18 protein-coding genes are annotated in these 17,147 nt (G+C 61.2%); 14 read left to right on the top strand and 4 right to left on the bottom strand.

Annotated elements, in window-relative coordinates; genetic code table 11:
* The first annotated feature begins 91 nt into the window (after nucleotides 1-91).
* The 6 genes from lysS to VLA07_RS02880 all read left to right on the top strand — a co-directional run bounded on the left by lysS (nucleotide 92) and on the right by VLA07_RS02880 (nucleotide 5,805).
* Entirely contained in the window at nucleotides 92-1,594 is a 1,503-nt protein-coding gene (gene lysS / locus VLA07_RS02905) for a lysine--tRNA ligase (protein ID WP_003222049.1), read from the top strand.
* 105 nt (nucleotides 1,595-1,699) lie between these two features.
* Nucleotides 1,700-2,413 carry a TetR/AcrR family transcriptional regulator gene (locus VLA07_RS02900; protein ID WP_007964212.1) on the top strand — a complete coding sequence of 238 codons (714 nt, stop codon included), beginning with the start codon at nucleotides 1,700-1,702 and terminating at the stop codon, nucleotides 2,411-2,413.
* Between the two features lie 149 nt (nucleotides 2,414-2,562).
* Entirely contained in the window at nucleotides 2,563-3,120 is a 558-nt protein-coding gene (locus tag VLA07_RS02895; protein WP_027610998.1) for a hypothetical protein, read from the top strand.
* A 24-nt stretch (nucleotides 3,121-3,144) separates the two neighbouring features.
* On the top strand, nucleotides 3,145-4,422 hold the full coding sequence (locus tag VLA07_RS02890; protein WP_003222055.1) for a flavohemoglobin expression-modulating QEGLA motif protein: 1,278 nt from the start codon (nucleotides 3,145-3,147) through the stop codon (nucleotides 4,420-4,422).
* Between the two features lie 151 nt (nucleotides 4,423-4,573).
* Entirely contained in the window at nucleotides 4,574-5,479 is a 906-nt protein-coding gene (locus VLA07_RS02885) for an alpha/beta hydrolase (protein WP_333988373.1), read from the top strand.
* Entirely contained in the window at nucleotides 5,476-5,805 is a 330-nt protein-coding gene (locus tag VLA07_RS02880) for a hypothetical protein (protein WP_007964217.1), read from the top strand. The genes VLA07_RS02885 and VLA07_RS02880 overlap by 4 nt, the downstream gene beginning before the upstream one ends.
* A gap of 346 nt (nucleotides 5,806-6,151) precedes the next feature.
* Here VLA07_RS02880 and VLA07_RS02875 read toward each other — a convergent pair whose 3' ends face one another.
* The 3 genes from VLA07_RS02875 to VLA07_RS02865 form a co-directional block, all read right to left on the bottom strand.
* A complete protein-coding gene (locus VLA07_RS02875; RefSeq protein WP_007964218.1) occupies nucleotides 6,152-6,940 on the bottom strand; it encodes an OmpA family protein in 789 nt (262 codons plus the stop codon).
* Between the two features lie 56 nt (nucleotides 6,941-6,996).
* Nucleotides 6,997-7,401 carry a DUF4398 domain-containing protein gene (locus VLA07_RS02870; RefSeq protein WP_007964219.1) on the bottom strand — a complete coding sequence of 135 codons (405 nt, stop codon included), beginning with the start codon at nucleotides 7,399-7,401 and terminating at the stop codon, nucleotides 6,997-6,999.
* A gap of 365 nt (nucleotides 7,402-7,766) precedes the next feature.
* Complete coding sequence (locus tag VLA07_RS02865) at nucleotides 7,767-8,111, bottom strand: hypothetical protein (protein ID WP_007964220.1); 345 nt, start codon at nucleotides 8,109-8,111, stop codon at nucleotides 7,767-7,769.
* Between the two features lie 213 nt (nucleotides 8,112-8,324).
* On the opposite strand from VLA07_RS02865, the gene ppc reads away from it, so the two are divergent.
* The 7 genes from ppc (at nucleotide 8,325) to VLA07_RS02830 (ending at nucleotide 15,653) form a co-directional block, all read left to right on the top strand.
* Nucleotides 8,325-10,955: a phosphoenolpyruvate carboxylase gene (ppc, locus tag VLA07_RS02860; RefSeq protein WP_333988372.1), complete on the top strand. Its 2,631-nt coding sequence runs from the start codon at nucleotides 8,325-8,327 to the stop codon at nucleotides 10,953-10,955.
* A 289-nt stretch (nucleotides 10,956-11,244) separates the two neighbouring features.
* A complete protein-coding gene (gene adk / locus VLA07_RS02855) occupies nucleotides 11,245-11,895 on the top strand; it encodes an adenylate kinase (protein WP_102900560.1) in 651 nt (216 codons plus the stop codon).
* A gap of 93 nt (nucleotides 11,896-11,988) precedes the next feature.
* Nucleotides 11,989-12,663: a tRNA (adenosine(37)-N6)-threonylcarbamoyltransferase complex dimerization subunit type 1 TsaB gene (gene tsaB, locus VLA07_RS02850; RefSeq protein ID WP_333988371.1), complete on the top strand. Its 675-nt coding sequence runs from the start codon at nucleotides 11,989-11,991 to the stop codon at nucleotides 12,661-12,663.
* A 256-nt stretch (nucleotides 12,664-12,919) separates the two neighbouring features.
* Nucleotides 12,920-13,228 carry a hypothetical protein gene (locus VLA07_RS02845; protein ID WP_003222071.1) on the top strand — a complete coding sequence of 103 codons (309 nt, stop codon included), beginning with the start codon at nucleotides 12,920-12,922 and terminating at the stop codon, nucleotides 13,226-13,228.
* Nucleotides 13,228-14,088, top strand: a complete 861-nt coding sequence (locus VLA07_RS02840; RefSeq protein ID WP_103368432.1) for a DUF72 domain-containing protein — start codon at nucleotides 13,228-13,230, stop codon at nucleotides 14,086-14,088. Before VLA07_RS02845 ends, VLA07_RS02840 begins: the two co-directional genes overlap by 1 nt.
* Before the next feature lie 33 nt (nucleotides 14,089-14,121).
* Nucleotides 14,122-14,958 carry an isocitrate lyase/PEP mutase family protein gene (locus VLA07_RS02835; RefSeq protein ID WP_333988370.1) on the top strand — a complete coding sequence of 279 codons (837 nt, stop codon included), beginning with the start codon at nucleotides 14,122-14,124 and terminating at the stop codon, nucleotides 14,956-14,958.
* 2 nt (nucleotides 14,959-14,960) lie between these two features.
* Nucleotides 14,961-15,653, top strand: a complete 693-nt coding sequence (locus tag VLA07_RS02830) for an extensin-like domain-containing protein (RefSeq protein WP_333988369.1) — start codon at nucleotides 14,961-14,963, stop codon at nucleotides 15,651-15,653.
* Between the two features lie 4 nt (nucleotides 15,654-15,657).
* Here the strand turns inward: VLA07_RS02830 and VLA07_RS02825 are convergent, their stop codons facing one another.
* On the bottom strand, nucleotides 15,658-16,278 hold the full coding sequence (locus VLA07_RS02825; RefSeq protein WP_047293047.1) for a hypothetical protein: 621 nt from the start codon (nucleotides 16,276-16,278) through the stop codon (nucleotides 15,658-15,660).
* Between the two features lie 93 nt (nucleotides 16,279-16,371).
* On the opposite strand from VLA07_RS02825, the gene VLA07_RS02820 reads away from it, so the two are divergent.
* Nucleotides 16,372-17,147, top strand: a 776-nt coding sequence (locus tag VLA07_RS02820) for a class I SAM-dependent methyltransferase (RefSeq protein ID WP_442969532.1), incomplete at its 3' end; no start/stop codon positions are given.

Raw genomic sequence — 17,147 nt, 5'->3', positions numbered from 1 at the left:
ATGCAACGCGATCCCTGTAGGAGCCAGCCCTGCTGGCGATTCCCGGGCCGCCAGGCCCGGGGGCAACGAACCTGATGGAATATCTGAAGACATGAGCGACCAACAACTCGACCCGCAAGCCCTGCAACAGGAAGAAAACTCCCTGATCGCCCTGCGCAAGGAAAAGCTGGCTGCCGAGCGCGCCAAGGGCAACGCCTTCCCGAACGACTTCCGCCGCGAAAACTACTGCGAAGATCTGCAGAAGAAATACGCGGACAAGACCAAGGAAGAGCTGGCCGAGGCTGCAATCCCGGTCAAGGTTGCCGGTCGCATCATGCTCAACCGTGGCTCGTTCATGGTGATCCAGGACATGACCGGTCGCATCCAGGTCTACGTCAACCGTAAAACCCTGTCCGAAGACACCCTGGCCGCCGTCAAGACCTGGGACATGGGCGACATCATTGCCGCCGAAGGCACCCTGGCGCGTTCCGGCAAGGGCGACCTGTACGTCGAAATGACCAACGTGCGCCTGCTGACCAAGTCGCTGCGCCCGCTGCCGGACAAGCATCACGGCCTGACCGACACCGAACAGCGCTACCGTCAGCGTTACGTTGACCTGATCGTCAACGAAGACGTGCGCCAGACGTTCCGCGTGCGTTCGCAAGTGATCGCGCACATCCGCAGCTTCCTGATGAAGCGCGACTTCCTCGAAGTCGAGACGCCGATGCTGCAGACCATTCCTGGCGGCGCCGCAGCCAAGCCGTTCGAAACCCACCACAATGCGCTGGACATGGAAATGTTCCTGCGTATCGCGCCTGAGCTGTATCTGAAGCGTCTGGTGGTTGGCGGTTTCGAGAAAGTGTTCGAGATCAACCGCAACTTCCGTAACGAAGGCGTTTCGACGCGTCACAACCCTGAATTCACCATGTTGGAGTTCTACCAGGCTTACGCCGACTACGAAGACAACATGGACCTGACCGAAGAACTGTTCCGTGAACTGGCACAACTGGTGCTGGGCAGCACCGACGTGCCGTACGGCGACAAGGTGTTCCACTTCGGCGAGCCGTTTGCCCGTCTGTCGGTGTTCGACTCGATCCTCAAGTACAACCCTGAGCTGACCGCCGATGACCTGAACGACATCGACAAGGCGCGCGCCATCGCCAAGAAGGCCGGCGCCAAGGTGCTGGGCTTCGAAGGTCTGGGCAAGCTGCAGGTGATGATTTTCGAAGAGCTGGTCGAGCACAAGCTGGAGCAGCCGCACTTCATCACTCAGTACCCGTTCGAAGTGTCGCCGCTGGCCCGTCGTAACGACGAGAACCCGAACGTCACCGACCGTTTCGAGCTGTTCATCGGCGGCCGTGAAATCGCCAACGCCTACTCCGAGTTGAACGACGCGGAAGACCAGGCCGAGCGCTTCATGGCGCAGGTGGCCGACAAGGACGCTGGCGACGACGAAGCCATGCACTACGACGCCGACTTCGTGCGCGCGCTGGAGTACGGCATGCCGCCAACGGCCGGTGAAGGTATCGGCATCGACCGTCTGGTGATGTTGCTGACCAACTCGCCGTCGATCCGCGATGTGATCCTGTTCCCGCACATGCGACCGCAAGCGTAAACGTTTCAGTTAAAAAGCCGCCTAAAACAGGCGGCTTTTTATTGCCTGTCTGGTACAAATGTATCAATTGGTTAATTTTGCAATAGCAGAGGAAGTCCAGTCGTGATGGTTGCAATCGCTCAAGAAGGTGCAGCGGGTATCGCCACTGCGGTCGCTGAAAGTGTTCAGTACCAGGGCCGCAAGGCCAGCCGACAGGGCAGTGAGCAGCGTCGACAGGACATTCTCGACGCGGCGATGCGCATTGTCGTGCGTGACGGCGTGCGCGCCGTGCGCCACCGTGCGGTGGCGGCCGAGGCCGGTGTGCCACTGTCGGCCACTACTTATTACTTCAAGGATATCGATGACCTGCTCACCGATACCTTCGCCCAATACGTCGAACGCAGCGCGGCCTACATGGCCAAGCTGTGGATCAACAACGAAGGCCTGCTGCGCGAGATGGTCGTCAGTGGTGACGGCAGCCCCGAGTCGCGCTCGCAACTGGCGGACGACATCGCGCGGCTGATGGCCGACTATGTGCACCGGCAACTGGTCAATCGCCGCGAACACCTGATGGCCGAGCAGGCGTTCCGCCAGGAAGCGCTGCTCAACCCGCGTCTGGCGGATCTGGTGCGCTCGCATCAGCAGATTCTGCTGCAAGGCACCTGCCAGTTGTTCCAGGTGCTGGGCTCGCGTGAACCGCAGCAGGATGCCAAGGTGTTGACGGCGATTATCGGACGGATGGAATATCAGGGCCTGCTCAACGACGCCGAGCCTTTGGCCGAACAGGACATGCTCGGGATTCTGACGCGGTACATGCATCTGGTCCTGGCCTCTGTCTGACGCCAATCCCTGTGGGAGCGAGCTTGCTCGCGAATGCGGTCTGACATTCAACATCTTTGTTGCCTGACACACCGCTTTCGCGAGCAGGCTCGCTCCCACAGGTGAAAGTGGTGATCGTCAGGGCGGGATATGTTCATAGGGAGTATTGAATGAAAGCCTGGCGTGGCGTGCTGATCGCCTTGTCGTTCCTGCTGCTCAGTGGCTGTCTGGTGACCTTCAAGGATCCGCTGCCTGCCAGTGACCCGGCGCCCAAGGGCCTGCTGGGCACGTGGTCGAGCACCAATGCCTGGGGCGAACCAATGAACCTTGAGCTGACCCGCGTCGGCAACGATCGCTATCAGGCCGTCACCTGGTTCAAGGCCCGGCCTCACGAGCGCGAGGCGTACCCGTTCACCGTGTCGCGCCATGGCAGTCGCTGGTACCTGTCGGCGAAAGTGCCGGCGCGTTACGGTGGCCAATACACCATCGCCGGTTTCGAACTCACCGACAAACACGAGCTGGTGGTGTACAACCTCGACCTCGAACAGATCAATCAGGCGATCAAACAGCAAGCCCTTGACGGCAAGGCTTTCCAGACTGAAGACGACGGCGACGGCGTGCAGGTCGACAGTCGCCTCGACAAGGTCTTTGCTTACCTCGACGATCCGGCCAATTCCGATGTCTTCGTCGAGGCCGCGCGCTATCAGCGCCAGGCCCGCGCCAAATAATTCAGTTTTCTACAGGAGTTTCGGGTGGACGATTACCAGCAGACGATACGCACGCTGTCCGATCGCATTGTGCTGGCGCAGACGCCGATCCGCGTGCTCGATGCGGTGAAGTGGGACGAGAACATCCGCAAGGGCTTTCTCAAGGCCAAGGGCAAGGAAATGCCGGCGGTGGATCGCGACTACTACCTCAATCGGCCGCTGTCCTTCGATTCGAGCAAGGTCAAACTGGAATTCCAGAACATCGAGCGCGACATCACCCGCCAGCTCGGCCAGTTCAACCCGGTCGGGCAGATCATGCGGCGCATGTGCAAGGAATACCGCATGGTGGTGCGCATGCTCGAAGCGCGCGGCACCGAGGATTTCGGCCTGATCTCCCAGGAACTCTACGGCGCCGCCTCTGATGCGTTCCACGCCGGCGACCCGACCCTGGCCGACCTCGGCCTGATGATGTCCGACTACCTGAACAACATCGATGGCCGGGGCGACCTGAAGGACGAGCCGAAGATCCTCACTGCCAAGGATGCCGTGCACCTGCTGCAAACCCGCTTGAACAAGGTGTTTGGCGAGGCCGAAGAAACCATTCGTGTGTTCGAGTCCGATGGCATCGTCGCCGACGCGGCAGCAGGCGCCGACTACATCAAGATCCGCACTGACGCGCTGTTCAACGACCGCGACGTGCGTGCACTGGAAGTCCACGAAGGTCTGGTGCACGTCGGCACCACGCTCAATGGCTTGAACCAGCCGATCTGCACCTTCCTGTCCAAAGGCCCACCCTCGTCGACGGTGACCCAGGAAGGCCTGGCGATCTTGATGGAAATCATCACCTTCGCCTCCTACCCAAGCCGTCTGCGCAAACTGACCAACCGCACCCGCGCCATTCACATGGTCGAGGAGGGCGCGGACTTTTTGCAGGTGTTCGAGTTCTTCCGCGAACAGGGCTTTGAAATGGCCGAAAGCTACGGCAACGCCAGCCGGGTGTTCCGTGGTTCGACCCCGACCGGTCTGCCATTCACCAAAGACTTGTCCTACCTCAAGGGCTTTATCATGGTTTACAACTACATTCAGTTGGCCGTGCGTAAAGGCAAGCTCGAGCAGGTGCCGCTGCTGTTCTGCGGCAAGACCACCCTGGAGGACATGCGTACCCTGCGTCAGTTGGTCGATGAAGGTCTGGTGGTGCCGCCGAAATATCTGCCGGAGCAGTTCCGCGACATGAACGCGCTGTCGGCGTGGATGTGCTTCTCCAACTTCCTCAATCACTTGAGCCTGGACCGGATCGAGGCGGATTACTCCAACATCCTCTAATCCACACACAAATCCCTTGTAGGAGTGAGCCTGCTCGCGATAGCGGTGTATCAATCAACATAAATATCGACTGACACACCGTTATCGCGAGCAGGCTCACTCCTACAGTTTTTGACGGTATTCCAATTCGAATTCTGCGAGGTTTCACCGGATGAGAATCCTCGGTATCCTTTGCCTGCTCCTGACCCTCAGTGGTTGCAGTTCGTTGTTGTTCTACCCCGAGCCGGGCCAGATCTTCACCCCGGAAAAAGCCAAGCTCGAATACCGCACCGTCACACTGGTCACGGCGGATGGCTTGAAGCTGAACGCCTGGTGGCTACCGGCCAAACCTGGCGTCGAAGTCAAAGGCACAGTCCTGCACCTGCACGGCAACGGCGGCAACCTGCCGATGCACCTCGGCGGCAGTTGGTGGTTGCCGAAAAACGGCTATCAGGTGCTGCTGGTGGACTATCGCGGATATGGCTTGTCCGAGGGCAAGCCGAGCCTGCCGGCGATCTATCAGGACATCGACGCTGCGTTCGCCTGGCTCGACAAGGCGCCAGAGGTCAAAGGCAAACCGCTGATCCTCCTCGGCCAGAGCCTCGGCGGCTCGATGGCCGTGCATTGGCTGGTGCAGCACCCGGAGCGGCAGAAACAGCTCAAGGCTTTCGTGCTCGACGGTGTGCCCGCCAGTTACCGCAGTGTCGGCCAATATGCCCTCAGCACGTCGTGGCTGACCTGGCCGTTCCAGGTACCGCTGTCGTGGCTGGTGCCGGACGGCGACAGCGCGATCAACTCGATGCCGCAGGTCACGGGCGTGCCGAAACTGATCTTTCACAGCATCGATGACCCGCTGGTGCCGATGGCCAACGCCATTCGCCTGTATCAGGCGGCGCCACCACCGCGCGTGCTGCAGCTGACCCGCGGCGGCCACGTGCAGACCTTCGGCGACCCGGTCTGGCGCCAGGTGATGCTGCGCTATCTGGAAGATCCCGAACATTTCAACGGCCTGCGCCGCCTCGGCGAGATCCCGAACTACCCGCAACCCCCGAATTCTGAAGATGAGAGTCCGCAATGACTGAAGAACGTAACGCCATCCCGCTGATCATCACCGGTATCTGCAGCATCCTCGGCACCGTCGGCGCCCTGTGGTACTACGGCTACCTGCACTTCGCCAAACCCGAGGATGCGCTGCTGCTCAACGAATTCACCATGCTCAAGACCGTGCCGGGCGAAGACTACAAAGTCTCACTGGACCCGGCGCCGCAAGTGGCGCAGTGCATCGATGGCGTGCTGGTGCTGTTCGACACCGAGCAGAAAGGCCTGACCGGGGTGCTGATCAATGCGCAGAAAAAAGCCGTGCGCTGCATGGGCCAGGAAACCCCACAAAAACTCGAACCATAACCCGATAAAAACTGTGGGAGCGGGCTTGCTCGCGAAAGCGGTGTCTCAGCCACTCTATATTCCGACTGATCCACCGCTTTCGCGAGCAAGCCCGCTCCCACAAGGGGGGAATGTGTAAGGCCAAAAAAAGCCCCGCCTGAGTGATCAGGCGGTGCTTTTTTTGGCCTGACACATTCCCCCCTTGTGGGAGCGGGCTTGCTCGCGAAAGCGGTGTCTCAGCCACTCTATATTCCGACTGATCCACCGCTTTCGCGAGCAAGCCCGCTCCCACAAGGGGGGAATGTGTAAGGCCAAAAAAAGCCCCGCCTGATCACTCAGGCGGGGCTTTTGCGTTAGCGCGTGCTGCTTAGTTCGAGCTGACCGCCGAACGTGGCATCACTGGCTGGTTGTCGTTGGAAATGGTCACTTCCACACGACGGTTCATCGCACGACCGGAAACGCTGCTGTTATCAGCAACCGGGTATTCCTTGCCATAACCCTGAACCACGATGCGCGAAGGATCTACGCCCATCTTGATCAGAGCGACTTGCACCGAGGTGGCACGACGCTCGGACAGCGACTGGTTGTACGAAGCCGCGCCGGTGCTGTCGGTGTAACCCTCGACGATCACTTTGCGATCAGGGTTTTCCTGAAGGAATTGCGCCAGTTTGTTGATGTTCACCAGACCGCTGGATTTCAGGTCAGCCTTGTTGGTGGCGAACAGCACGTCACCGAAGGTCACCAGGGTACCGCGATCGGTCTGCTTGGCGTTCAGGCTCTGCTGCAGTTGTTTGATCTGCTGATCACGAGCGTCCAGACGCGCCTGAGCACGTTGCGCGGCAGCGTTTTTCAGGTTGTTTTCAGCGGTGCGCAGGGCGATGGTCTGCTTGGCCACTTCCACGCGCTGGTTGGTCAGGTAGGCCAGTTGGTCAACCTTGGCTGCGTCTTGCTTGTCCAGATAAGCCTTGTCGGCCTTGTCCAGGTAATCGCTGGCGTCCTTGGTTTCCAGGGCAGCGACTTTGCTCGCCTGTGGGTTGGCCTGCAGGCCGGCGTAGTTGGTGCGCGCCTGTTCCAGGTTCGGGTTAGGCGGAGTAGAGCAGGCAGCCAAGGCAACGCTTGCGGCCAGAAGAGCGGGGATCATCAGTTGCTTACGCATAATTTGTCGTCCTTTCTATCGATAAAAGTTTCAGCTTTGCGATTCGGGATGCGCGCTTACTGCACGGTGCGCTGACTTTCCTGACGCAGTTCCTGAACACCTTTCTGGGAATCCTTCACAGCCTGTTCGGCCTTGGCAGCCTGAGCCTTGCGTTCTGCTACGCGAGCGTCCCATTCGGCTTGCTCGGCGAGGGTGCGAGCCTGTTCATACTTCTTGTCGTGCATGGCAATTTCGGCTTGCTTGAGCTTGTCCTGAGCCTGCTTCATTTCCACTGCAGCGAACTCGGTACCACCGGCGCTGACGGCGCTGTTGACGGCCGATTGAGTCACGGCGTACTGCTCGGTCGGCGGGTTACCGGCGCAACCGGCCAGAACGAAGCTGGTACCGATAGCCAGAGCAGCCAGTTTCAGACCGCGCAGGTGGGAGAACGAGGTTTGGGTCTTCATGGTCTTCAACTCCATTGTTTAACTCCTGATAAAACCGAAAATCCATCCTGGTCGAGGAGCCGCAAGCGTCGTGTAAAAGCGCGTTTTTGAAACGCTCGTTCCAGGCGTGGTTACAGCTTCCGACCGGAGGCGTTTTTCAAAAGTTCAGAAAAGATGGCCTATCGCCAAATTTTTTTTGACCAGATGGACAAGGCTCTAAACCGGGAACTTTGGAGGCGGGGAGAGGTACGCGCGGGGAAAAGTCAGACAACTTTTCAAAAGGAAACACGACCCTGTAGGAGTGAGCCTGCTCGCGATAGCATTGTGTCAGTCAGCATCAAAAGCTACAGATACACCGCTATCGCGAGCAGGCTCACTCCTACAGTTTGATCTTTGTTGTGTCAGTGTTTTTGCTTTCCGGCAGCAGTCGACAAATCCTGCAGATGCCGCCTCGACAGCGCCAGAAACCGCGGTGTCGGCCCGACATCTTCGTACAGCGGATCACCTTCCTCATCGGTGGCGACCACGGTCGAACCTTTCACATACGGCAGGCTCGCCTCGAACTCTTCGAGCGCGGCGCCGATCAGTTCGCCGAGCAGTTCTTCCGGGTGGCGTTTGGGGTACATCTCGGCGATCGCCGCCAGTCGCGCAGCGGCCTCGACGTCCAGATGAATCGTGTAGCCGGTGTCGGTCAGGCGACCCTTGGCGTTTTCTTCCCAATGCTGGGCGAGTTCACGAATTTTCATGATGACCTCATTTCGCGCCTGCTCGTGGCAGGCCTGGGTGAGTGTCCGGCGGGGCCGGCGGCAAGCCGTTGTACGGCTTACTGTTGAGACTAGCTTCAAGCCACAAGGTTTAAAGTCCCTTCGTCGTCTGCTTGTAAGAAGCGCCGTAGAGCGGCACTCTCTGGGCAAAGCATTCGTTTCTGCGCCGTCCCGATTACCGCTGGAGAACTGCTGATGACCGATATTGATGCACGCTTGCGCGAGGACGTTCACCTGCTCGGTGAGCTGTTGGGCAATACCATCCGTGACCAGTACGGCGAGGAATTTCTCGACAAGATCGAGCAGATCCGCAAGGGCGCCAAGGCCGACCGCCGTGGCTCGATGGACGCCGAACTCAGCGCCAGCCTCAATCAGTTGAGCGAAGACGAACTGCTGCCGGTGGCGCGGGCGTTCAACCAGTTCCTCAACCTGGCGAACATCGCCGAGCAGTATCAATTGATTCATCGCCGCGAAGAGTCGCAACCGGCGCCGTTCGAGTCTCGCGTACTGCCGGAACTGCTAGCGCGCCTGCGCAATGAAGGCCACAGCGCCGAATCCCTGGCGCGGCAACTGGCGCGCCTGGAAATCGAACTGGTGCTGACTGCCCACCCGACCGAGGTGGCGCGGCGCACGTTGATCCAGAAGTACGACGCGATCGCTGCGCAACTGGCCGCGCAGGATCATCGCGATCTGACCAGCGCCGAACGCGAACAGATCCAGAACACCCTGCAACGACTGATCGCCGAAGCCTGGCACACCGAAGAAATCCGCCGCACGCGGCCGACCCCAGTCGATGAGGCGAAATGGGGATTTGCGGTGATCGAGCATTCGCTGTGGCAGGCGATTCCCAACCATATGCGCAAGGCCGACAAGGCGCTGTATGAAGCGACGGGCCTGCGCTTGCCACTGGAGGCGGCGCCGATTCGCTTTGCCTCGTGGATGGGTGGCGACCGCGACGGCAACCCGAATGTCACGGCCGCAGTGACCCGCGAAGTGCTGTTGCTGGCGCGCTGGATGGCTGCCGACCTGTATCTGCGCGATGTCGATCACCTGGCGGCCGAGCTGTCGATGCAGCAGGCGAGCGATGCGCTCAAGGCCAAGGCCGGCGACAGCGCCGAACCTTACCGGGCGGTGCTCAAGCAATTGCGCGAACGCCTGCGCGCCACGCGCAACTGGGCGCACGCCTCGCTGAGCGCAACAACGCCACCGCCAGCCGACGTGTTGCACAACAACCGCGATCTGCTCGATCCGCTGGAACTGTGTTTCAACTCGCTGCACGAATGTGGCATGGGCGTGATCGCCGATGGGCCGTTGCTCGATTGCCTGCGTCGGGCGGTGACCTTCGGCCTGTTCCTGGTGCGCCTCGACGTGCGCCAGGATTCGACGCGGCACAGTTCGGCAATGACCGAAATCACCGATTACCTCGGCCTCGGTCGCTACGAAGACTGGGACGAAGAGCAGCGCATCAGCTTCCTCACCCGCGAATTGAGCAATCGTCGCCCACTGCTGCCGGCGCATTTCAAACCGTCCGCCGACACCGCTGAAGTGCTCGCCACCTGCAAGGAAATCGCTGCCGCACCGTGCGCCTCGCTGGGTTCCTACGTGATCTCGATGGCGGGCGCCGCCTCCGACGTGCTGGCGGTGCAACTACTGCTGAAAGAGTCCGGCGTGCTGCGGCCGATGCGCGTGGTGCCGCTGTTCGAAACCCTCGCCGACCTCGACAACGCCGGGCCGGTGATGGAGCGTCTGTTGCTGCTGCCGGGCTACCGCGCGAGGCTGCAAGGCCCGCAGGAAGTGATGATCGGTTATTCCGACTCGGCCAAGGACGCCGGCACCACCGCGGCGGCGTGGGCGCAATATCGCGCGCAGGAGCGGCTGGTGGAGATCTGCCGCGAGCAGCAAGTCGAACTGCTGTTGTTCCACGGTCGCGGTGGCACCGTGGGCCGTGGCGGCGGTCCGGCGCACGCGGCGATTCTGTCGCAGCCGCCGGGCTCGGTGGCGGGGCGCTTCCGCACCACCGAGCAGGGCGAAATGATTCGATTCAAATTCGGCCTGCCGGACATCGCCGAGCAGAACCTCAATCTGTATCTGGCTGCCGTGCTCGAAGCGACGTTGTTGCCACCACCGCCACCGACGCCCGAATGGCGACACCTGATGGATGAACTGGCCGCCGATGGCGTCGCCGCGTACCGCGCCGTGGTGCGTGAAAATCCGCAGTTCGTCGAGTATTTCCGCCAATCGACGCCGGAGCAGGAACTGGGGCGCTTGCCCCTTGGCAGCCGTCCGGCCAAGCGCCGTGCCGGTGGGATCGAGAGCCTGCGGGCGATTCCGTGGATCTTCGGCTGGACGCAAACGCGGCTGATGCTGCCGGCGTGGCTCGGCTGGGAAACTGCGTTGAGCAAGGCGCTGGAGCGCGGCGAAGGCGAACTGCTCGGGCAAATGCGCGAACAGTGGCCGTTCTTCCGCACCCGTATCGACATGCTGGAAATGGTCCTGGCCAAGGCCGACGCTGACATCGCGCTGTCGTACGACCAGCGTCTGGTCGAGCCGGACTTGCTGCCGTTGGGCGCGCAGTTACGCGACCTATTGTCGCAGGCGTGTGCGGTGGTGCTCGGCTTGACCGGGCAGTCGCAGCTGCTGGCACATAGCCCGGACACCCTGGAATTCATCCGTCTGCGCAACACTTATCTTGATCCGCTACATCTATTGCAGGCCGAGCTGTTGGCCCGATCACGGCAGCAAAATGTCGAGCAAGGCAGCCCGGTGGAGCAGGCGCTGCTGGTGTCTGTGGCGGGGATTGCCGCCGGGTTGCGCAATACCGGCTAAGGTTTTTGCGGTGGCATCAGGCACCCGGTGCACAGGCCGGGTGCCGCTTTGTACACAGAGAGAAAGTGCGGTCAGGCGACAGTTAGTGATGGGGTTGCGACTTGGGTTACCGCGTCGCGAGGTCGCGGCGGGCGCCGGTTTCTCCGACTTTTGGCGTCTTGTGTGGGCGCAGCCTGCTGTGTATCTTGATCAGCCTTTGGCCGTTTGTGCGGCCACGACCCGTTTTTTAAGATTGGCCCAAAGAGGCGAATCCCGTTGTTTTCTATATAAAAAATTGAGGAGCACATCGATGCGCGTCATTCTGCTGGGAGCTCCCGGGGCCGGTAAAGGTACTCAGGCTAAGTTCATCACCGAGAAATTCGGCATTCCGCAAATCTCCACCGGCGACATGCTGCGTGCAGCGGTCAAGGCTGGCACTCCGCTGGGCGTTCAAGCCAAGAGCATCATGGATGCCGGCGGCCTGGTGTCGGATGACCTGATCATCGCGCTGGTGCAGGATCGCATCGCTCAACCAGACTGCGCCAACGGCTTTCTGTTCGACGGTTTCCCGCGCACCATTCCACAGGCCGAAGCGCTGGTAACTGCCGGTGTCGAGCTGGACGCCGTGGTTGAAATCGCGGTTGAAGACGAAGAAATCGTTCAGCGTATCGCCGGTCGTCGCGTTCACGAGGCCAGCGGCCGCGTTTACCACATCGTCTACAACCCGCCGAAAATCGCTGGCAAAGACGACATCACTGGCGAAGAGCTGGTGCAGCGCAAGGACGACACCGAAGAAACCGTGCGTCATCGCCTGTCGGTCTACCATTCGCAGACCAAGCCGCTGGTGGAGTTCTATCAGAGCCTGTCCGCCAAAAACGCTGGCAAGCCAAAGTACAGCCACATTCCGGGCGTTGGTTCGGTTGAAGCGATCACCGCCAAGGTGCTTGAAGCGCTGAGCTGAAAAAGCTGATTGGCTGCATCATCCACGGCCCGCTTGCGGGCCGTAGTTGTTTATACTGACGCACTTTTTCCCTCACCTGTTTTGGATACATCGATGAGCACCTTGCTGGCCCTGGACACCGCGACCGAAGCTTGCTCCGTTGCCTTGCTGCATGACGGCAAGGTCACGAGTCATTACGAGGTGATCCCGCGTCTGCACGCGCAGAAGCTGCTGCCGATGATCCAGCAACTGCTGGCCGATGCCGGCACCACGCTGCAAGCGGTGGACGCCATCGCGTTCGGTCGCGGGCCGGGTGCGTTTACCGGTGTGCGGATCGCCATCGGTGTGGTGCAAGGTCTGGCGTTCGCGCTGGATCGTCCGGTGCTGCCGGTGTCCAACCTCGCCGTCCTGGCGCAACGTGCGTATCGCGAACACGGCGTGAGCCAGGTCGCGGCGGCTATCGATGCGCGGATGGATGAAGTGTATTGGGGCTGCTACCGCGAAACGGCTGGCGAGATGCGTCTGGTCGGCGTCGAGGCGGTACTGCCGCCGGAAGTCGCGGCGCTGCCGGGCGATGCCAGCGGTGAGTGGTTCGGTGCAGGTACCGGTTGGGGCTATGGCGAGCGGATCGTGGTCAACCTCACCGGCTCCGATGCCGGCATGCTGCCTCACGCCGAAGACCTGCTGACCTTGGCGCGGTTTGCCTGGGAACGCGGCGAGTCGATCCCTGCCGATGACGCGCAACCGGTTTACCTGCGCGACAAAGTCGCCACCCCCAAGGCTCGCTGATTCACCACAAAACCTGTGGGAGCGGGCTTGCTCGCGAAGAGGCCATGTCAGTCTCTATCCAGGTGCCTGACACACCGATTTCGCGAGCAAGCCCGCTCCCACAGGTCCGGTGTTCAATTAAAGTCACTGCCAATCGTCAGTTTCCAACCCCGGGCTTTAAACCTTTTGCGCTTTATGTGTTCTAGTTATCACTCGGCAATTTGCTAAGTCGGTCAAGTGCCGCTAAATTGCCATCATCGATACCGAGCATGAAATTATGCGTATAGACGGCCTCTCCTCTCAGTCCTACCCCATCAAGCGCAAGCCTCGCAAAGGCAATGTGGCGCTGGATGAATCCGTCGACGATATCGACGGCGAGCTGGAATTCCCGACTGAAGAGCAACTGGCCGCCCGCGCTGCCAAAGCCTCCGCACAACGCCTGGCCAATCTGCCCGCCCGTCAGCAAGACATGATTTATCACCGCGCCATGAGCAAAAGCGTAGCGATGGCCTTGGCCAGCTACCTGAGCACCGCCGGTTTTGTCGATTGGGATGCGGATGTGCTGGGCCTCGACCTGTACATCTGATGGACCTGCCTTACTACCTCGGTTGTCCGTCCTGGAGTGAAAACGCCTGGCGCGAGTATCTGTACCCCGAAGACGCCAAGACCTCCGACTTCCTCGCTCTCTACTCCCAAGTATTCAATGCCGTCGAAGGCAACACGACCTTCTACGCCAGCCCCTCGCCGGCCACCGTGCAGCGCTGGGCCGAGACCATGCCCGAACACTTTCGCTTCACCGCCAAGTTTCCCGGCGACATCAGCCACAGCGGTGATCTGCGCGATCAACTGACCGCCGCCGAAACCTTCGTAAACCTCCTCAGCCCGCTCGGCGAACGTGTTTCGCCGCTGTGGCTGCAATTGTCGAAAAGCTTCACCCCGCATCGTCTGCCGGAGCTGACCGCGTTCATCGACGCGCTGGACCGGCCACTGGCGGTGGAAGTGCGTCACGAGCAGTTCTTCGCCAAGGGCGAGAGCGAACGCCTGCTCAATCGTCTGCTGCTCGACCGTGGCGTGGAGCGCATCTGCCTCGATCCACGGGCGCTGTTCAGTTGCCTGTCGACCGAGTCTTCGGTGATCCACGCGCAATCGAAAAAGCCGCGGGTGCCGACGCGGCCGGCGGCGTTTACCCAGTTCCCGCAGGTGCGCTTTATCGGCCACCCGGAGCTGGAAGCCAATGATCCGTTCCTGGTGCCGTGGGTGGCTAAAATCGCCGAGTGGATCGAAGAGGGCCGCACGCCGTACATCTTCCTGCACACCGCCGACAACGTCATGGCGGCGAAGCTGGCGCAACGTTTTCACGCACAATTGATGCAACGTTTGCCTGGCCTGCCATCCCTGCCTGAGCTATACAGAGAACCCGCCGCCGAGCAACTCGGCTTGCTCTGAAGGCGGATTTTTCCCCTGCCCAGGAGCCTGCCGATGGACGCCCACGCCCTTCAAGAACAAACCCGCAAAGCCCAGGCCTTCAAGGCCCTGCATGAAGGTGCGGGGATTTTCGTGATTCCCAACCCGTGGGATGCCGGCTCGGCGAAGATGCTCGCCAGTCTGGGCTATCAGGCGTTGGCGACCACCAGCGCCGGTCACGCGTTTTCCCAGGGCAAGGCTGACGGCGCCCTGAGTCTCGATGACACTTTGGCCAACGTCCGGGCGATTGTCGCGGCGACCGATCTGCCAGTGGCGGTGGACCTGGAAAACGGTTTCGCCGATGACCCGGCCGAGTGCGCCAAAAGCTTGCTGCGTGCGGCCGAGGCCGGCGCGGTGGGCGGTTCGATCGAAGATGCCACGGGCCGTGCCGATGCGCCGATCTACTGCTTCGAACACGCCGTTGCACGCATCGAGGCCGCCGTCGCTGCGGTGCGCACGCTGCCATTTCCCTTCATCCTGACTGCCCGCGCGGAAAACTACCTGCACGGCAATCCCGATCTCAACGACACCATTCGCCGCCTGCAAGCCTTTGCCGAGGCGGGTGCCGACGTGCTGTATGCGCCGGGTCTGCGCAGCGCCGAAGAGGTGTTGGCGGTGGTGCGCGCAGTGGCGCCGAAGCCGGTCAATGTGTTGATGTCCGGCGGTTTGAAACTGACCGTACGGGAGTTGGAAGAAATGGGTGTGCGCAGGATCAGCACCGGCTCGGCGCTGGCCTTGGCAGCGTTCGGCGAGTTCTTCCGCGCGGCTGAAGAGATCCAGCAGCACGGCACGTTCGGCTTCACGTCGCAATCGATGCCGTACGCCAAGGCCAATCAGTTTTTCAAAGGCTGAGCATGGGCCGCTGGATCGCGCTGTCGCTACTGCTGATCATCGCGGGTGCCGTGTTCAGCGTCTGGCGCGGCTGGCTCGATGTGCCGGCCGAGTGGAACCCGTGGGCGCCGCTGGACGTGAAGGCCGCGCCGAACTGGTTGACCGGTTTCAAGCTGATGCGCCTGCGCGGCAATCCCGAATTATGCGCACAAGTCCTGAGCAACTCGGGTCTGCGCGTCACCGCGCAAGCCGACAGTCCCGATGCCAAGTGCCCGCTGATCGGCACCGTGCGCGTGCAGGGCGGCGAGGTGGCGCTGAGCGGCAGCTTCCTCGCCAGTTGCCCGCTGGCGGTGGCTTACGCGATGTTTGAACGGCATACCCTGCAACCCGCCGCGCAATCTGTTTACGGGCAGAGGGTGGCGCGCCTTGATCACCTCGGCAGCTTCGCCTGCCGCAATGTCTATAACCGCGAGAGCGGGGCGCTCAGCCGGCATGCCAGTGCCGATGCGCTGGACATTGCCGGTTTTCGTCTGGCGGACGGGCGCACTATCAGCGTGCTCAAGGACTGGCCGAAGCAGAATCAGGATGCGCAGTTTCTGCGGCAGGTGCGCGATGGCGCCTGTGAGGCGTTCAGTGTGGTGTTGAGTCCGGATTACAACGCCGCCCACCGCAATCACTTTCATGTCGATGTCGGGCGCTGGAGCGTGTGTCGCTGAGGGATCAGGCGGCGAGGCGCAGGTTCTGCAGGACGATCGGGCGCGCCCAACCGTTATCGAAGTCCAAAGCCTTCTGCTGCTCGACGATTTCTTCCGGCGGGAACGGCGGATAAGGTTTTTGCAGCAGGTCGAGGTCGAATTCGGCAATCGGCAGGTACAGCGGCTTCTTTTGCGGCGCCGGGCCAGGCTCTGGCACCGGCTGACCATTGTTGATCACGATTGGACGGACCCAGCTGCTGTCGAAGTCCTGCTGCTCTTGCTGAGCTTTGAGTTCTTCTGGCGGGAACGGTGGGAACGGCTTGTCCAGCAGATCGGTTTCGAACTCGGCGATCGGCAGGAACAGCGGCTCCGGCGGACGCACTTCGGTCTCGACCACGTCGCACTGACGCTGTTCGACGATGTGCGCGTGCAGCTCGCTGCCCAGGGTCGGTTCTTCCGGGCTGTTCAGGTCAACCGGTGGAAAGGTGCCACAGGCCGGCACCACATCACTCGTCTGTTCGGCCAGAGCCTGGGCAAAGAAATCCTGCCACAGGTGACTGACGCCGCCCAATGCTTGAGTGTTATGACGGCTGAAGTCGCCCTTGGGCGAAATGTAGCCAATCGATGTGGGAAGAATGCCTGACATTTTTTTCGGTTGACGCTCAGCTCTGGCAAAATGCGCGTTGATTGGTTTATCGGCCACTTTTTGCCGATCCTTAACTTTTTTGAGCGTGTTTTCATGATTGAGCAACCCGCGGCCTGCCGCATCCATGTCCAGGCCCTCGGCCCGACGTTTGAAGCGCAAGCCGAGCAATGGGCCGAGCGCCTGGGCCTGCCGCTGCAGGAGGACGACGGCGAGTTCGCCTTGCAGGTCGGCGAGCAGGGTTTGCAGCTGCAACAGCTCGGCCCGGATGCGCCGGGACCGGTGCGGGTGGACTTTGTCGAGGGGGGCGCGGCGCACCGGCGTCTGTACGGCGGCGGCAGCGGGCAGATGATCGCCAAGGCGGTCGGCATCGCCCAAGGTGTGCGTCCACGGGTGCTGGACGCCACGGCGGGGCTGGGCAAGGATGCGTTCGTGCTGGCCAGTCTGGGTTGCGAGATGAGCCTGATCGAACGCCAGCCGTTGATCGGGGCGTTGCTGGAGGATGGTCTGGCGCGGGCGGCGGAAGATTTCGACGTGGCGCCGATTGTCGCGCGGATGAAGTTGCTCAAGGGCAACTCGATCGAGGTCATGCGCAACTGGGAGGGCGAGCCACCGCAGGTGATCTACCTCGACCCGATGTTTCCGCACCGCGAGAAAACCGCGCTGGTGAAGAAGGAAATGCGCCTGTTCCGGCCGCTGGTTGGTGATGATCCGGATGCGCCGGCATTGCTCGAAGCGGCGCTGGCCCTGGCGACACACCGGGTGGTGGTCAAGCGCCCGCGCAAGGCGCCGTGCATCGAGGGGCCGAAGCCGAGTCATGCGCTGGATGGCAAGTCGAGCCGGTATGACATCTACCCGAAGAAAGCGCTCAA

The sequence above is a fragment of the Pseudomonas sp. S3(2024) genome, from assembly GCF_036861315.1.
In the GTDB taxonomy this organism is placed as follows: domain Bacteria; phylum Pseudomonadota; class Gammaproteobacteria; order Pseudomonadales; family Pseudomonadaceae; genus Aquipseudomonas; species Aquipseudomonas putida_A.
This window is presented reverse-complemented; position numbering and strand designations above follow the sequence as displayed.

Coding starts and splice junctions, on each gene's coding strand:
- VLA07_RS02825 (WP_047293047.1), bottom strand. CDS start 16,278: ATGTCAGGCATTCTTCCCACATCGATTGGCTACATTTCGCCCAAGGGC.
- VLA07_RS02845 (WP_003222071.1), top strand. CDS start 12,920: ATGCGTATAGACGGCCTCTCCTCTCAGTCCTACCCCATCAAGCGCAAG.
- VLA07_RS02840 (WP_103368432.1), top strand. CDS start 13,228: ATGGACCTGCCTTACTACCTCGGTTGTCCGTCCTGGAGTGAAAACGCC.
- VLA07_RS02830 (WP_333988369.1), top strand. CDS start 14,961: ATGGGCCGCTGGATCGCGCTGTCGCTACTGCTGATCATCGCGGGTGCC.
- tsaB (WP_333988371.1), top strand. CDS start 11,989: ATGAGCACCTTGCTGGCCCTGGACACCGCGACCGAAGCTTGCTCCGTT.
- VLA07_RS02900 (WP_007964212.1), top strand. CDS start 1,700: ATGGTTGCAATCGCTCAAGAAGGTGCAGCGGGTATCGCCACTGCGGTC.
- VLA07_RS02880 (WP_007964217.1), top strand. CDS start 5,476: ATGACTGAAGAACGTAACGCCATCCCGCTGATCATCACCGGTATCTGC.
- VLA07_RS02835 (WP_333988370.1), top strand. CDS start 14,122: ATGGACGCCCACGCCCTTCAAGAACAAACCCGCAAAGCCCAGGCCTTC.
- ppc (WP_333988372.1), top strand. CDS start 8,325: ATGACCGATATTGATGCACGCTTGCGCGAGGACGTTCACCTGCTCGGT.
- VLA07_RS02870 (WP_007964219.1), bottom strand. CDS start 7,401: ATGGAGTTGAAGACCATGAAGACCCAAACCTCGTTCTCCCACCTGCGC.
- VLA07_RS02885 (WP_333988373.1), top strand. CDS start 4,574: ATGAGAATCCTCGGTATCCTTTGCCTGCTCCTGACCCTCAGTGGTTGC.
- lysS (WP_003222049.1), top strand. CDS start 92: ATGAGCGACCAACAACTCGACCCGCAAGCCCTGCAACAGGAAGAAAAC.
- VLA07_RS02895 (WP_027610998.1), top strand. CDS start 2,563: ATGAAAGCCTGGCGTGGCGTGCTGATCGCCTTGTCGTTCCTGCTGCTC.
- VLA07_RS02875 (WP_007964218.1), bottom strand. CDS start 6,940: ATGCGTAAGCAACTGATGATCCCCGCTCTTCTGGCCGCAAGCGTTGCC.
- VLA07_RS02865 (WP_007964220.1), bottom strand. CDS start 8,111: ATGAAAATTCGTGAACTCGCCCAGCATTGGGAAGAAAACGCCAAGGGT.
- adk (WP_102900560.1), top strand. CDS start 11,245: ATGCGCGTCATTCTGCTGGGAGCTCCCGGGGCCGGTAAAGGTACTCAG.